The organism is Streptomyces sp. ALI-76-A, assembly GCF_030287445.1.
Classification (GTDB): Bacteria; Actinomycetota; Actinomycetes; order Streptomycetales; family Streptomycetaceae; genus Streptomyces.
This window is the reverse complement of record NZ_JASVWB010000002.1, coordinates 4,482,537-4,495,658: the sequence shown is the minus strand read 5'-3', so window position 1 is coordinate 4,495,658 and position 13,122 is coordinate 4,482,537. Positions and strand designations below refer to the sequence as shown.

At 72.0% G+C, this 13,122-nt stretch carries 18 protein-coding genes and 1 tRNA gene; 4 read left to right on the top strand and 15 right to left on the bottom strand.

The window, feature by feature from the left end; all coding sequences use genetic code 11:
• Window positions 1-24 precede the first annotated feature (24 nt).
• The 3 genes from QQS16_RS21025 to QQS16_RS21015 form a co-directional block, all read right to left on the bottom strand.
• Window positions 25-846 carry a YceI family protein gene (locus tag QQS16_RS21025; RefSeq protein ID WP_286063376.1) on the bottom strand — a complete coding sequence of 274 codons (822 nt, stop codon included), beginning with the start codon at window positions 844-846 and terminating at the stop codon, window positions 25-27.
• A gap of 103 nt (window positions 847-949) precedes the next feature.
• Window positions 950-3,406: an MFS transporter gene (locus QQS16_RS21020; protein WP_502963917.1), complete on the bottom strand. Its 2,457-nt coding sequence runs from the start codon at window positions 3,404-3,406 to the stop codon at window positions 950-952.
• Window positions 3,407-3,500: 94 nt separating this feature from the next.
• Window positions 3,501-4,019 carry a MarR family winged helix-turn-helix transcriptional regulator gene (locus tag QQS16_RS21015; protein WP_286063374.1) on the bottom strand — a complete coding sequence of 173 codons (519 nt, stop codon included), beginning with the start codon at window positions 4,017-4,019 and terminating at the stop codon, window positions 3,501-3,503.
• 194 nt (window positions 4,020-4,213) lie between these two features.
• Between QQS16_RS21015 and QQS16_RS21010 the strand changes: the two genes are divergently transcribed.
• Entirely contained in the window at window positions 4,214-4,411 is a 198-nt protein-coding gene (locus QQS16_RS21010; protein ID WP_286063373.1) for a hypothetical protein, read from the top strand.
• A gap of 459 nt (window positions 4,412-4,870) precedes the next feature.
• Here QQS16_RS21010 and QQS16_RS21005 read toward each other — a convergent pair whose 3' ends face one another.
• The 7 genes from QQS16_RS21005 to QQS16_RS20975 form a co-directional block, all read right to left on the bottom strand.
• The gene (locus tag QQS16_RS21005; protein WP_286063371.1) at window positions 4,871-5,752 is read right to left on the bottom strand and encodes an RNA polymerase sigma factor SigF; all 882 of its coding nucleotides are present in this window, start codon (window positions 5,750-5,752) and stop codon (window positions 4,871-4,873) included.
• A gap of 361 nt (window positions 5,753-6,113) precedes the next feature.
• Window positions 6,114-6,962 (bottom strand): RNA polymerase sigma factor SigF, encoded by an 849-nt coding sequence (locus tag QQS16_RS21000; protein WP_286063369.1) that lies wholly within the window; start codon window positions 6,960-6,962, stop codon window positions 6,114-6,116.
• 246 nt (window positions 6,963-7,208) lie between these two features.
• Entirely contained in the window at window positions 7,209-7,385 is a 177-nt protein-coding gene (locus QQS16_RS20995; protein ID WP_286063368.1) for a hypothetical protein, read from the bottom strand.
• Between the two features lie 85 nt (window positions 7,386-7,470).
• Window positions 7,471-7,555, bottom strand: a tRNA-Ser gene (locus QQS16_RS20990).
• 76 nt (window positions 7,556-7,631) lie between these two features.
• Window positions 7,632-8,063, bottom strand: a complete 432-nt coding sequence (gene tadA, locus QQS16_RS20985; RefSeq protein ID WP_286063367.1) for a tRNA adenosine(34) deaminase TadA — start codon at window positions 8,061-8,063, stop codon at window positions 7,632-7,634.
• Window positions 8,064-8,119: 56 nt separating this feature from the next.
• Window positions 8,120-8,659 (bottom strand): tRNA adenosine deaminase-associated protein, encoded by a 540-nt coding sequence (locus QQS16_RS20980; protein ID WP_286063366.1) that lies wholly within the window; start codon window positions 8,657-8,659, stop codon window positions 8,120-8,122.
• A gap of 331 nt (window positions 8,660-8,990) precedes the next feature.
• Window positions 8,991-9,266 carry a hypothetical protein gene (locus QQS16_RS20975; protein ID WP_286063365.1) on the bottom strand — a complete coding sequence of 92 codons (276 nt, stop codon included), beginning with the start codon at window positions 9,264-9,266 and terminating at the stop codon, window positions 8,991-8,993.
• Between the two features lie 150 nt (window positions 9,267-9,416).
• On the opposite strand from QQS16_RS20975, the gene upp reads away from it, so the two are divergent.
• Window positions 9,417-10,052, top strand: a complete 636-nt coding sequence (upp, locus tag QQS16_RS20970; protein WP_286063364.1) for a uracil phosphoribosyltransferase — start codon at window positions 9,417-9,419, stop codon at window positions 10,050-10,052.
• Window positions 10,053-10,100: 48 nt separating this feature from the next.
• Here upp and QQS16_RS20965 read toward each other — a convergent pair whose 3' ends face one another.
• Both QQS16_RS20965 and QQS16_RS20960 read right to left on the bottom strand, forming a co-directional pair.
• Window positions 10,101-10,745: a LytR C-terminal domain-containing protein gene (locus QQS16_RS20965; RefSeq protein ID WP_286063363.1), complete on the bottom strand. Its 645-nt coding sequence runs from the start codon at window positions 10,743-10,745 to the stop codon at window positions 10,101-10,103.
• A 125-nt stretch (window positions 10,746-10,870) separates the two neighbouring features.
• Window positions 10,871-11,167, bottom strand: coding sequence for a type II toxin-antitoxin system VapB family antitoxin (locus tag QQS16_RS20960; protein WP_003999914.1), 297 nt, complete (start codon window positions 11,165-11,167; stop codon window positions 10,871-10,873).
• A 38-nt stretch (window positions 11,168-11,205) separates the two neighbouring features.
• Here QQS16_RS20960 and QQS16_RS20955 point away from each other — a divergent pair, with 38 nt between their 5' ends.
• Both QQS16_RS20955 and QQS16_RS20950 read left to right on the top strand, forming a co-directional pair.
• Window positions 11,206-11,673 carry a helicase HerA-like domain-containing protein gene (locus QQS16_RS20955; RefSeq protein ID WP_286066398.1) on the top strand — a complete coding sequence of 156 codons (468 nt, stop codon included), beginning with the start codon at window positions 11,206-11,208 and terminating at the stop codon, window positions 11,671-11,673.
• Entirely contained in the window at window positions 11,565-11,840 is a 276-nt protein-coding gene (locus QQS16_RS20950; RefSeq protein WP_286066397.1) for a hypothetical protein, read from the top strand. Before QQS16_RS20955 ends, QQS16_RS20950 begins: the two co-directional genes overlap by 109 nt.
• A gap of 62 nt (window positions 11,841-11,902) precedes the next feature.
• Here the strand turns inward: QQS16_RS20950 and QQS16_RS20945 are convergent, their stop codons facing one another.
• The 3 genes from QQS16_RS20945 to QQS16_RS43540 all read right to left on the bottom strand — a co-directional run bounded on the left by QQS16_RS20945 (window position 11,903) and on the right by QQS16_RS43540 (window position 13,048).
• The gene (locus tag QQS16_RS20945; RefSeq protein WP_286063362.1) at window positions 11,903-12,028 is read right to left on the bottom strand and encodes a hypothetical protein; all 126 of its coding nucleotides are present in this window, start codon (window positions 12,026-12,028) and stop codon (window positions 11,903-11,905) included.
• 103 nt (window positions 12,029-12,131) lie between these two features.
• Window positions 12,132-12,617, bottom strand: a complete 486-nt coding sequence (locus QQS16_RS20940; protein ID WP_286063361.1) for a hypothetical protein — start codon at window positions 12,615-12,617, stop codon at window positions 12,132-12,134.
• An 86-nt stretch (window positions 12,618-12,703) separates the two neighbouring features.
• Window positions 12,704-13,048 (bottom strand): DUF308 domain-containing protein, encoded by a 345-nt coding sequence (locus tag QQS16_RS43540; RefSeq protein WP_353479680.1) that lies wholly within the window; start codon window positions 13,046-13,048, stop codon window positions 12,704-12,706.
• Window positions 13,049-13,122: the final 74 nt, after the last annotated feature.

The following is a 13,122-nucleotide window of genomic DNA, read 5'->3' as shown; positions in this document are numbered from 1 at the left end:
TCCACGGCGCGGGACGGCCACGTGTCAGGCCTGCGGCAGGGTGGCTCCCTGGACGGTCTGGATGTCCAGTTCCACCTTCAGTGTCGTCCCGATGGCGGCGATGCCCGCCTGGACGACCTGGTTGTAGTTCATGGCGAAGTCCTCGCGGCGCAGTTCGGCCGTCGCCCGGAACGCGGCCCGGGTGCCGCCCCACGGGTCGGAACCGGTGCCGAGGTAGGCCAGATCCAGGTCGACCGGGCGGACGACGCCGTGCAGGGTCAGCTCGCCGTGCACGGTCCAGCGGTCCGGGGCGGCCGCCGCCAGCCCGGTCGAGCGGTAGGTGATCTCCGGGAACCGCTCGACGTCCAGGAAGTCCGCCGACCTCAGGTGGGTGTCGCGCGTGTCGTTGCCGGTGTCGATGGACGCGGCCCGAACGACCGCCTCCACACGGGACCCGGTCACGTCGTCCGGGGCGATCTCGACCGCGCCCGTGAACTCCGTGAACCGGCCGCGCACGCTGGAGATCCCCAGGTGCTGGGCGACGGCGGCGACACTGGAGTGCGCCGGGTCGATCGTCCAGGGCCCGGGCGGCGGCAGTTCGGTGCCGCCCTGCCGGGCCAGCGTCACCGTGCCGACCTCGGCCCGCCCGCTCGCCGTGACCAGCGCGCCGGCCGCGGCGGGCGCGTAGCCGACGGCCGTGACGATGACGGTGTACGCCCCGGGCGTCAGCGGCGTCGTGTCCCGTACGGCCCCCTCGGCGTCCGCCTCGGCCCGCAGCACCTGCGAACCGGTCGTGTCGGTCACCGTGACGACCGCGTGCGACACGGCCCATCCGTCCCGCGTACGAATCCTCGCGGTCAGTCCCATCCCGTTCTCTCCCTGCGAAAGCCTTGCGATCCGGTCCTCACACGACCGGCCCGCGGCGGGCACGCCTCCGCTCGGAGCGTGCCCGTCACGGGCCGGTCCTCGTCTACTCGCCGGGGTGGGCGAGTTCGATGTCGTGGCCGTCGGTTCCCCGGCCGGTGACGGTCAGGGCGGTGGCCGCCGGCGGGTAGCCCGTCGCGATGACGGTGTACTCGCCGTTGTCCAGGTCGGTGAACGCGTACGCCCCGTCCACGCCCGTGGTCGCGGTGCCCACCACGTTGCCGGCCGCGTCGACCAGGGTGACGCGGGCATCGGCCAGCGGACCGTGCGGCGCCCGTACGACGCCCTGGAGCCGGGCCCCGGCCTCCAGGTCCACCTCCAGCCGGGTCACTCCCGTGCCGCCGACCTCGACGGGCAGCGCCCGCGGCCGGTACCCGGCGGCGTTCACGGCCACCGTCACCGCGCCGGGCACCAGCTCGGCGAAGGCGAACTCGCCCTGCTCCCCGGTGCTCCCGGTGGCCAGCACGTCCCCGCGCACGTCGGTGACGATCACCATCGCGTCCCTGACGGCACTCCCCGTCTGCGCGGCGCGCACCAGACCGCCCAGGCCGCTGGTGCCGCTCAGGAGGATGTCGTACGTCACCGGCTCCCCGCCGACCACGACGGTGGAGGCCTGCGGCTGGAACCCGTCCGCCGACGCGATCAGCACGTAGGAGCCCGCACCCGGCGCGTCCAGCGCGTAGGAACCGTCGCCCTGCGCCACCGCCCGCCCCAACTGCCGCCCGGCCAGCGAGATCAGCGTCACCGCGGCCCGCGCCACCGGCGCCGACTCCGCGCCCCGGACGAACCCGCGCACCGGCACCCCGCCGGAGGTGCCCGTGGGCTCCTCGGGGCGGGCGACCGTGGCGACGGCCGCGAGCCGCTGGGTGCCCTCGGGGCCGGTCTCGGCCGTGGAAGGGGCGACGGCCCAGCTCGGGACGTGCTCCTCGGCGGGGGCCCGCGCCGCGTCGGCGGCCGGAGCGGCCTGCGCCGGGGTCCGCGGCGAGGCGGCCTGCGCCAGGGCGCCCTTCGTCCGCAGCGGGACCTCCTTGATGAACAGCGTGATGAGGAAGGCGAGCAGGGCCAGCCCCGCCGCGATCAGGAAGACGTCGGCGATGCCGTGGCCGTACGCGCTCTCCATGACCGTGCGCAGTGGCACGGGCAGCTTGTCCATGTCCGGGATGGAGTCGCCGGAGCTCGAACCGGACGCGAGGGAGGCGTACTTCGGGCCGAGGCCGGCGATGCCGTCCTCGGCGTAGCCGGTGATGCGGTGGGCCATGACGGAACCGAGCGCCGAGACGCCCATCGCGCCGCCGAGGGACCGGAAGAAGGTGACCGTGGAGCTGGCCGAGCCGAGGTCCTTCGGGTCGACCTGGTTCTGCGTGGACAGCACCAGGTTCTGCATCATCATGCCGACGCCGAGACCGAGGAGGGCCATGAAGACCGCGGTCTTCCAGTACTCCGTGTCGTAGCGGATGGTCCCCAGCAGGCCGAGCCCGGCCGTGATGAGCACGCCACCGCCGACCAGCCAGGCCTTCCACTTTCCGGTGCGGGTGATGAACTGCCCGGAGACGGTGGAGGAGACGAACAGGCCGCCGATCATCGGGATCGTCATGACGCCGGACATGGTCGGGGACTTGTCCCGGGCCAGCTGGAAGTACTGGGCGAAGAACACCGTGCCGGAGAACATCGCGACGCCCACGAACAGCGAGGCGATCGACGACAGGGTGATGGTGCGGTTGCGGAACAGCCGCAGCGGGATGATCGGTTCTGTGGCCCTCGACTCGACGAGCACGAAGACCAGGCCGAGCACGACCGAGCCCGCGACCATCGCGTACGTCTGCCAGGACAGCCACTCGTACTTGTCGCCCGCGAAGGTGACCCAGACCAGCAGCAGCGAGACCGCCGCCGAGATGAAGAACGCGCCGGCCCAGTCGACCTTGACGTCCCGCTTCACGACCGGCAGGTGCAGGGTCTTCTGCAGCACGATGAGCGCGATGACGGCGAAGGGCACACCGACGTAGAAGCACCAGCGCCAGCCGAGCCAGCTGGTGTCGGTGATGACACCGCCGAGCAGCGGACCGCCGACGGTGGCGACGGCGAAGGTCGCGCCCAGGTAGCCGGAGTAACGGCCGCGCTCCCGCGGGGAGATCATCGCGGCCATCACGATCTGCGCGAGTGCGGACAGACCGCCGACGCCGACGCCCTGCACGACACGGCAGGCGATCAGCATCCCGGCGTTCTGCGACAGACCGGCGGCGGCCGAACCCAGCACGTAGATGACCAGCGCCAGCTGGACGAGCGCCTTCTTGTCGTAGAGGTCGGCGAGCTTGCCCCACAGGGGAGTGGTCGCGGTCATCGCCAGCAGGGTGGCGGTGACGACCCAGGTGTAGGCGGACTGGCCGCCGCCGAGGTCGCCGATGATCTCCGGGAGGGCGTTCGAGACGATCGTGGACGACAGGATCGCCACGAACATCCCGAGCAGCAGCCCGGAGAGCGCCTCCATGATCTGCCGGTGCGTCATCGGCGCGCCGTCGGAGGAACCCGGGGAGCCCCCTCCGTGCCTGGCGTGGGCCCGCACACCGGTCGGTGTGGTCGTTGCCATGGGTTTCCTTCTCTTACGTGGTGATCGCGGGTGTACGGGTGGACCGGTCCGTGGACCGTTCGAGCACGGGCGCGGTGGGCGGCCGGGGCTCCGGAGGTGCCGCACGGCAGTCGTCGAAGCTCGACCTGAGCCGTGCCATGAGGCGGGTGAGCTGTCCGACCTCGTCGTCGGTCCAGTCGCTCAGGCGCTCGGCGAGCATCCGGCAGGTCCGCCGGGACAGCTCGTCCAGCCGGTCGCGGCCCGTGGGCGTCAGGCGCAGGATGCGCGAGCGCTTGTCCGCCGGGTCGGGGGAGCGCTCGATCCAGCCGCGCTCGGCCACGTGCGCGACATGGCGGCTGGTGACCGACATGTCCACGGCGAGCAGCTCGGCGAGCTTGCTCATGCGCATGTCTCCGTGGCGGTCCAGGAGTGTCAGCACGGTGGCGGATCCGCTGGGGCAGTCGGACGGCATGACGCGTCGCATCTCCCTGCGGACGGCGCCGAAGGCGCTGAACTGACGGATCAGCTCCTCGTACTGCGCCTGCTCGGCCATCACGCCTCCCGTGTTCGTTGCTTAGGGCAACCATAAAATCAGTTGGTTGTTACAGGCAAACGAGATCGGGCCCGGAGCGGACAAAAACTTGGCAAAGGCAAGTATTGCGAACGTAAACGTGCAGGTGAGCAGACGCGGTGTGGAATCAAGGCCTCCACTTGGGCCCCACCCCCGGATTCGCTAGGGTCCGGGGCATGGCCAACACCCAGGACCCCCAGGGTCACCAGGACCCCGCCGGCAGCACCCAGATGTTCCGCGCCTTCGTCGACGAGGCCCCCCAGGGCCGTCAGCAGCAGGCCGCCGCCTCCAGCGGTCCCCGCCTGGGCCTGATCGTCGGCGTGATCGTCGCGGTGGCGGTCGTCGCCGCCGTGGCCTGGCTCGCGCTGAAGTAACCACCTCCGCCGGACGGGGATCCGCCCTGCGGCTCCCCGTGTGCGGGCGCGCGGGGCGACGGGGCCCATCGTTCCGGGAACCGACGCCGGTGCGCCGCTCCCCGCGCACGGGCCGCCCGCGTCGGCCGACGTGCTCGCCGACGGCTTCCCGCCGCTCGGCTCCGCCGTCATGCCCCCGTCGACGGCACCGCCGTAGGACCGGAGAGCCGGGGCGGCAGGACCGCGCCCGCCGCGACCACCCCGCCATCGCTTCCAGCGCCCCGTGCGCGGCACGCCGCCGCTCTGCGGGACGGACGACGACGGCCGCCGACGCGCCGATCAAGGCGCCCCGACGGCCATGTGTCCACGTCGCTTGGATCGCGGCGTCAGGCCGGGACGGCTGACGCTGCCTCAGGAGGGAAACCGCGGGCTCGAGCCGGCCGGGGCCCGGGTCCGAGCCCTCGGTCGCCGCCCACGTCCTCAGTCCGAGATGAGACCCTCCCGCAGCTGCGACAGCGTCCGTGTCAGCAGCCGGGAGACGTGCATCTGGGAGATGCCGACCTCCTCGCCGATCTGTGACTGGGTCATGTTGGCGAAGAAGCGCAGCATGATGATCTGCCGTTCCCGGGGCGGGAGTTTGGCCAGCAGCGGCTTCAGGGACTCGCGGTACTCGACACCCTCCAGCGCGGTGTCCTCGTAGCCGAGGCGGTCCGCGAGGGAACCCTCGCCGCCGTCGTCCTCGGGAGCCGGGGAGTCCAGGGACGAGGCCGTGTACGCGTTGCCGACCGCGAGGCCGTCGACGACGTCTTCCTCGGACACCCCGAGCACCACGGCGAGTTCGGCGACCGTCGGCGAGCGGTCCAGCTTCTGGGAGAGCTCGTCGCTGGCCTTGGTGAGGGCGAGCCGCAGCTCCTGGAGGCGGCGCGGGACGCGCACCGACCAGGAGGTGTCCCGGAAGAACCGCTTGATCTCGCCGACCACCGTCGGCATCGCGAACGTCGGGAACTCCACGCCCCGTTCGCAGTCGAACCGGTCGATCGCCTTGATCAGGCCGATGGTGCCGACCTGGACGATGTCCTCCATCGGCTCGTTGCGGGAGCGGAAGCGTGCCGCCGCGTAGCGGACCAGCGGGAGGTTGAGCTCGATGAGGGTGTCCCGGACGTAACCACGCTCCGGGCTGTTCTCGTCGAGTGCGGCGAGCCGCAGGAAAAGGGAGCGGGACAGGGTGCGTGTGTCGAGAGCTCCCGAGGTCGGGAGGGCCGGGGCCGGCGCGGCCTCGACGGCCGTGATGTCGTCGAGCGCGGGCGCAGGCTCGCTCTTCGTGAGCGTGAGCACCTTCGAGCTGCCCTGGACTGCGGACATGCCACCCCCTTTGGGTCGCGAGGACGGTCGTGGCGAACGCTCCCACTTCAGGAACGCAGCCCTCACCTGAATACCGGAGCCGGAGCTCCGGCAAACGCGCTTCCCGCAGAATGTCACATGTCGGCAACACGCTGTAGTGACATGTCGACATGCGAGACGCGAATACGCCCTGGAAGAAGGGGGTCTGACGGTTTTTCGGCGCAGAACCGCAGGGATCCGCGCTGGTGAGCGATTCGCTCTCACCGGTGACATGTCGATACCGCATTCGGTTCCGCGTCGACCGATGGTGTTCTTATGCCTCACTCACGCCATGCTCACGCCTGGTGCGCGTCTCGCCTTACCCGCCGGTTCACGCCCGGCCCTATGCCTCGATCCGGTTCGCGGAGCGCAGCCGCTGGAAGCTGCGCGCGAGGAGCCGGGAGACGTGCATCTGCGATACGCCGAGTTCCGCGCTGATCTGTGACTGGGTGAGATTGCTGTAGTAACGCAGCAGCAGAATGCGCTGCTCCCGTTCCGGCAGCTGGACCAGCAGATGCCGCACCAGGTCGCGGTGCTCCACGCCGTCCAGCGCCGGGTCCTCGTAACCGAGCCGGTCGAGCAGCCCCGGCATGCCGTCGCCCTCCTGGGCGGCCTCCAGCGAGGTGGCGTGGTACGACCGCCCCGCCTCGATGCAGGACAGCACCTCGTCCTCGGAGATGCGCAGCCGCCCGGCGATCTCGGCGGTCGTCGGCGTGCGTCCGAAGGCGGTCGTCAGGTCCTCGGTCGCGCTGTTGACCTGCACCCACAGCTCGTGCAGCCGGCGCGGTACGTGCACCGTGCGGACGTTGTCCCGGAAGTACCGCTTGATCTCCCCGATCACCGTCGGCATCGCGAACGTCGGGAACTGCACACCCCGGTCCGGGTCGAAGCGGTCGATCGCGTTGATGAGCCCGATGGTGCCGACCTGGATGACGTCCTCCATCGGCTCGTTGCGGGAGCGGAAGCGGGCGGCCGCGTAACGCACGAGCGGGAGGTTGGCCTCGATGAGCGCCCCGCGCACCCGGTCGTGCTCCGGGGTGCCGGGTTGCAGGTCCTTGAGCTGTCCGAAGAGCACCTGCGTCAGGGCCCGGGTGTCGGCGCCGCGGCTCCGTTGGGGCGTGGCCGCCGCCGGGGGCTGGGCGGGAGCCTCTTCCTGGGGCGGCGCAGTACTGGCCGACACGGTCAACGCCACCTCTTCATCGGTCTTCAGTGGTCAACTCATCCATCAAAAGCGGTCATAGCATCACAAGACATGTGCACTGTGTGCAAGCACCGCATAGCCCCGTGTTGAGGCGATAGGTGTTCGAAACGTGACGAGTTCGGCCACAAGACGCGAGGAAGCCCCCCGCCGTTCCGGCGGAGGGCCTGGATGCCGTCCTGGCTCGGTGTTCGCGGCCGCTGAGCTTTCAGCCGCGGTCCAGCCTTCAGTCGCGGTTCATCAGTTTCCTCCGTCGGCGAGCCACGACATGAAGTCGCCGACGGACCGCGCGGCGTCCGATATGCCTTCGAAACCTATCTGGACGTAGTCCGCGGCCTTGGCCGGGTCCGTGATGATCACGTAGAGCACGAAGACCGCGAGCACGTAGACGGCGATCTTCTTCGAGTTCACCGCCATCGCGGCCTCCCCTGTCGCTGATATGGCCCAACGAGCGGACATGATCGCACGAAGGGCCCCGTCTTACGACGGGGCCCTTCTGAAGCGGTAGCGGAGGGATTTGAACCCTCGGTGACTTGCGCCACACTCGCTTTCGAGGCGAGCTCCTTCGGCCGCTCGGACACGCTACCGAGAGAGACCTTACAGCACGGCGGGGCGTGGTTTGAAATCCGATTCGCGGCTCCGTGAGGGACCCGGGACCGGGCTTCAGCGGGTGCGGAAGAAGTCCGTGAGGAGCCGGGCGCACTCCTCGGCGAGCACGCCCTCGATCACCTCGGGCCGGTGGTTGAGCCGCCGGTCGCGGACGACGTCCCACAGGGAGCCGGCCGCGCCCGCCTTCTCGTCCCGGGCGCCGTAGACCACGCGGTCCACGCGGGACTGCACGAGGGCGCCCGCGCACATCGTGCACGGTTCCAGCGTCACGACCAGCGTGCAGCCGGACAGCCGCCAGGCGCCCAGCTCGGCGGCGCCCCGCCGGACGGCGAGGACCTCCGCGTGGGCCGTGGGATCGCCGGTGGCCTCGCGTTCGTTGTGCCCGGCCGCGAGCACCGTCGTACCGTCCGGGGACAGCAGGACGGCACCGACGGGGACGTCCCCGTCGCGGCCGGCCTGCTCGGCCTCGGCCAGGGCGAGCCGCATCGCGGCCCGCCACGGCCCGCGGACCGGGTCCGGCGGTCCCTGCCGGGGCCGACCGGTCAGCGGACGGTCTCCAGGGTCTCCGAGGCACCGAGGGCCTCGGCGATCTCGGTGACCGCGTCCGTGGACAGCGCCTTCAACTCCTTCTCGGCGACACCGAGATCGTCGAGGATCTCGGTGTCACCGACCGGGCCGTGCGGCACGGCCTCGGCGGAGCCGCCGCCCTCGGTCTCGTCGTCCCCGTCCTCGTCCTCACCGTCCTCGGTCCCGTCGAGGTCGAGGGAGTCCAGGTCGGCGACGTCGTCGTCACCGCCCGGGTCCCGGCCGAGCAGCTCGTCGGTGAGCAGGATCTCCCCGTACGAACTGCGAGCGGCGGCGGCGGCGTCCGAGACGTAGATACGCGGGTCCTCCTCGCCGTCGATGCGGACGACGCCGAACCAGGCGTCCTCCTGCTCGATGAGCACCAGCACCGTGTCGTCTTCGGACGAGGCTTCACGGGCCAGGTCGGCCAGATCCGACAGGGTCTCCACATCGTCGAGCTCTGTGTCGCTCGCTTCCCACCCGTCTTCGGTGCGCGCGAGCAGTGCGGCGAAGTACACCGTGACTCTCCCACTGGTCCTAGGCGTGCCGGTTGGGGGTCCCCCCGGCGGAGGTTGCGGGCGGGAGAGCTGTGCTCCGAGCCCACCCACTCGGAATCGTGGCAGAAACACGGCGCTCAGGGGACGTCTTCGGCTCCCTGTGTGTCCGGCTGCCGCCGATCTCGTGGCAGCCGAGGGTCCGTCGAGGTCTCACCAGCGCACTCGTTGCCGCCAACAGCGGATCGTACGCGGCTTTTCCGGGCGGTCACGCACGGCCGTCCGGACAACCGCCGCGCGCCCCGCGATCTTTTTCCCGCCGTTCTCCCGGCGTGTCCTCGCGCTCACCCGATGCTCACCAGCGGAACGTGCGCATGCGCATCGCGTGCCGCAGCCGGGCCGTCTTCGCCCGGCGGGGCTGCACGCGGTCGCGAAGCTGGCGGGCCTCGGCGAGTTCGCGCAGGAACTGGGCCCGGCGCCGACGGCGCTCGGCGTCCGTCTCCGGCCCGTCCGGCCGCCTCGGCAGGCCCGGTATCTCCGGTACGCCCGCGGCGTAGGCCGGCTCCGGCCGTTCGTGTGTCCCAGGCCGCGTGCGCGGCGACGCGTTCTTGCGGTTCTGCCGGTCAGGCATGAGTTCACCACCCCAGTCCTCCTTCCCGACTTCCCCCGGACGGCCGGTTTGACGCCACCGGCCGGACACCGGACCGGTCCGCCGCCCCCGTCGCGTCCGTCCGGGGACGCCGGGCCCGACCGGCCGACAGGCCCGGCTACTGTTGTGGACATGCGTCTCCACGTCGTCGACCACCCCCTGGTCGCCCACAAGCTCACCGCGCTGCGCGACCGGCGCACCGACTCCGCGACCTTCCGCCGTCTCGCCGACGAGCTGGTCACCCTGCTCGCCTACGAGGCCACGCGCGACGTGCGCACCGAACAGGCCGACATCACGACGCCGGTCGCCCCGACCACGGGCGTGAAGCTGTCCCACCCGCGCCCTCTGGTGGTGCCGATCCTGCGCGCCGGCCTCGGCATGCTCGACGGCATGACGCGGCTGCTGCCGACCGCCGAGGTGGGCTTCCTCGGCATGATCCGCGACGAGGAGACGCTCCAGCCGGCCACGTACGCCACCCGTATGCCGGAGGACCTGTCCGGCCGTCAGGTGTACGTGCTGGACCCGATGCTCGCCACCGGCGGCACGCTGGTCGCCGCGATCCGGGAGCTGATCAAGCGCGGTGCCGACGACGTCACCGCGGTGGTGCTGCTGGCCGCCCCCGAGGGTGTGGAGATCATGGAGCGCGAGCTCGCGGGCACCCCGGTCACGGTGGTCACCGCGGCGGTCGACGACCACCTCAACGAGCACGGTTACATCGTGCCCGGCCTGGGCGACGCGGGGGACCGGCTGTACGGGGTGGCCGAGTAGGCCCTGGCGCCCGCGCCGGACGGCTCGGCGGGTTCCCGGCAGGTCTGGTCAGCAGGTCTGCTTCGACGTGGTGGACGTCGGCTGCGGCCGGGTCAGTGCGGCCAGCGCCTTGTCGGCGTCCGCTTTGGGTGTGAGGCTCTTGAAGCCGGTGCCGATGACGAGGTCGAGTTCGCCGCCCTTGCGGGCGGTGTCGGTGCCGCGCTCGGCCGAGGCGAGCTGGGTGGCCAGCACCGGCAGCGAGGTCTTCAGCGAGGACGCGGGACCGAGCAGCAGGCCGGTGCCCTTGATTTTCTTGTCGTGCTCCTTGGCCGCGTTGCCCACCTCGCCGATCTTGAAGCCGCGCTTCCTCAGCTCGTCCGCGGTCTTCTTGGCGAGGCCGCTGCGGGGCGTGGCGTTGAGGACGTTGACGGTGATCTGGGCGGGCCTGGGCACGGCCGTGGGCGTACCGCCGGGCGAGGGGCTCGACTTCGGGGCGCAGTTCGTCCGGGCGCCGGCCGCCGAGGCCTTCTTGCCGCCTCCGGTGAAGACGTCGATGAGTTGCAGGGTGCCCCAGCCGATCAGACCGAGCGCGGCGACCGAGGCCACCAGCCCGAACACGAGCCTGCCGCGCCGCCGGGGCCGACGCATACGGGGGTACTTGTCTCCCGTGATCCGGTACTTGCCGCCCATGCCGGGGGGAGTCAGCATGCTCATGGGCGCAGCGTAGTGCGCCTGGGCGACGATGCCTACTAGATGATCATTGGACGCCGCACAGTCCAACCCGAAAGGGCCAACCAGGGACGCGCGGGCGCCCCGGTGGCGGCCTCAGCCGGTCGGCCTCAGTCGAGTTCGAGTACGCGCGCGTGCAGCACCTGTCGTTGCTGGAGGGCCGCCCGGACCGCCCGGTGCAGACCGTCCTCCAGGTACAGGTCGCCCTGCCACTTCACGACGTGCGCGAAGAGATCGCCGTAGAAGGTGGAGTCCTCGGCGAGCAGGGTTTCCAGGTCGAGCTGGCCCTTGGTCGTCACGAGCTGATCGAGGCGGACCGGGCGTGGCGCGACGTCCGCCCACTGCCGGGTGCTTTCCCGGCCGTGGTCGGGGTACGGCCGGCCGTTTCCGATGCGCTTGAAGATCACACGGAAAGCCTACCGGTCCTGACGTTCCGGGCGCAGCCATGGCGGCGGAGTGCCAGGCCGAAAAAGACGTCGCAAAGCGGAGCGAAACGGGAACATGGGTCGGCGTCTTCTTCGTGACGCGGGCACCGAAGGACCTGTCGTCCGAGGTCCGCGGCCGGCTCGGCAGCCGGGTCCAGCACACGCTGCGCAACGTCGCCCCGACGGCCGGCAGGCCCCGCGGACCACGGTGCGGAGCTTCCCCCATTCGGCGTACGACCTGGTCCTCGGCGTCGGTCCTGGTCCCGCGATCGGTCGGAGGAACCGCTCACCGGGCTCGGGACGGGGGCCGGGTTCACCGTCCGCTGCGAAGGGTGCCCCGACGCCGGTCGCCGCGATTTGGCTGCGGGCCCCGGAGTCCCTGCCGGGCCCGGCCGGGCCGGAGGTCCTGGACCGTGCGGTCGCCGCGTCGCCGCTCCACGCGCGTTGTGCACAGGCTGTGGACCGGGAGCCGACGTACGAGGGGGTGAACACCGCACGGGGGCCGAGGCCCCGGCGAGCCGCGGCCCGAGGAGCGCGGGAGGGCCCCGGGGCCGAGGAGGAGTGGTCCGTCGTGGGAACAGGTCGTCGGCAGCGGCAGCGGCAGTGGTGTGTTCGGGTTCCTCGCCGGTTCCGGCGGCACTCGGATCGGCCCTGAGATCACCCGCTCGCTCTTCGGTACGGCCCGGCGGAGGCGGTGGGCCCGCCTCCGCCGACCGGTCAGCGGCGGCCCCGCTCCTTCGGAGGCCGCTGCGGTGTCGCTTCCTTCACCTGCGGTTTCGGTGTGCTGCGCGCGGCCTCCGCGCGCAGCAGCGCGCGCAGGACCGCGTACGGGTCAGTGGGCATGTTCGTGTTCCTTGCGTCGTGCCGGGAGACGGTCTGCCAAGGCGCGCCGAGGGGCGGGGAGACCTCCCGCCCGAGGCCCGCCGTAGGGCCGCGGCCGGTTCCGTCAGCAGCGCAGGACCACGGTCCGCAGGACGCGCAGGGCGTACGGCGGCCCCGGCGGCGCGGGGAGCGGGCGGCTCACCGTGCCGCCGGGTGCCGGGCCGGGAAGGCGCGTGGGGCGCAGGGGGACGACGGGACGCCGGGCGCCGCGGGCTGGTGGCCGCAGGACCGGGTCCAGGGCGTCGTACTCGACGTTCTCCGCCGCGGCCACCGGGATCGCGGACACATCCGCGGGAGCGCCCGGCAGCAGGACGGCGAGCAGCAGCACGAGCATCCGCGGCCAGGCACGGCGGCGCGTGAGGCGAGGGCCGCTCCGGCGGAGGCGGCGGCGTCCGGCGCGCCCCCGAGCCGGGGCACCGGCCGCGGCCGGCTCCGTCGCGGCCGGCCGTGCCCGCCCGGAGGGTTCCCAGACCCCGCTCGGCCGCGGCGACGAGGTGGCGCCGACGCCCTGCGGCCCGGTCCGCCGGACAGGCCCTCGTGCGGTGCTCATGGCAGGTCATCTCCTCGTGACACGCCGGACGGTCAGCACGCCGGGGGCGAGATGCGCCCGTTCGCCGTTCGCCGGAGGCCACGGCCTCACACCGGGTGCGGGACCTGCCGGGCCCGGCCCCGGACACGGAGCGCGGTGGCGGTCTCGGCCGCGCCGCCGACGACCAGCCGGCCGCCGCCCGCCAGGGTGAGGACGGCGACCGACTCGAAGGGCGCCTCGATGAGCACGACGCAGCCGGCGAAGGTGACGATCCCGGAGAGGATCCGCGGGCACCGACCGGTCGGAGAGGGCGGGAACAGGCCCCGCAGGAGGGACACGGTTTCGCTGACGAGGACGAGGACGAGGACGCGCGGCGCGTTGGTCCGGCGGGTGCCGAAGGCGGCGATGAGCTGGAAGACACCGTTGATCGCGAGGCAGACGCCGACGAGCACGCCGGCCGCGAGCAGCGGGACGCGCGGCCGCCAGGACCAGGACGCCGAGGGCCGGCGACGCGGCGCCGGTGAGC

Excerpts from the sequence above, each read along its gene's own strand:
- QQS16_RS21025 (WP_286063376.1), bottom strand. The coding sequence starts at position 846 with ATGGGACTGACCGCGAGGATTCGTACGCGGGACGGATGGGCCGTGTCG.
- QQS16_RS21020 (WP_502963917.1), bottom strand. The coding sequence starts at position 3,406 with ATGACGCACCGGCAGATCATGGAGGCGCTCTCCGGGCTGCTGCTCGGG.
- QQS16_RS21015 (WP_286063374.1), bottom strand. The coding sequence starts at position 4,019 with ATGGCCGAGCAGGCGCAGTACGAGGAGCTGATCCGTCAGTTCAGCGCC.
- QQS16_RS21010 (WP_286063373.1), top strand. The coding sequence starts at position 4,214 with ATGGCCAACACCCAGGACCCCCAGGGTCACCAGGACCCCGCCGGCAGC.
- QQS16_RS21005 (WP_286063371.1), bottom strand. The coding sequence starts at position 5,752 with ATGTCCGCAGTCCAGGGCAGCTCGAAGGTGCTCACGCTCACGAAGAGC.
- QQS16_RS20995 (WP_286063368.1), bottom strand. The coding sequence starts at position 7,385 with ATGGCGGTGAACTCGAAGAAGATCGCCGTCTACGTGCTCGCGGTCTTC.
- tadA (WP_286063367.1), bottom strand. The coding sequence starts at position 8,063 with ATGCGGCTCGCCCTGGCCGAGGCCGAGCAGGCCGGCCGCGACGGGGAC.
- QQS16_RS20975 (WP_286063365.1), bottom strand. The coding sequence starts at position 9,266 with ATGCCTGACCGGCAGAACCGCAAGAACGCGTCGCCGCGCACGCGGCCT.
- upp (WP_286063364.1), top strand. The coding sequence starts at position 9,417 with ATGCGTCTCCACGTCGTCGACCACCCCCTGGTCGCCCACAAGCTCACC.
- QQS16_RS20965 (WP_286063363.1), bottom strand. The coding sequence starts at position 10,745 with ATGAGCATGCTGACTCCCCCCGGCATGGGCGGCAAGTACCGGATCACG.
- QQS16_RS20955 (WP_286066398.1), top strand. The coding sequence starts at position 11,206 with ATGGCGGCGGAGTGCCAGGCCGAAAAAGACGTCGCAAAGCGGAGCGAA.
- QQS16_RS20945 (WP_286063362.1), bottom strand. The coding sequence starts at position 12,028 with ATGCCCACTGACCCGTACGCGGTCCTGCGCGCGCTGCTGCGCGCGGAG.
- QQS16_RS20940 (WP_286063361.1), bottom strand. The coding sequence starts at position 12,617 with ATGAGCACCGCACGAGGGCCTGTCCGGCGGACCGGGCCGCAGGGCGTC.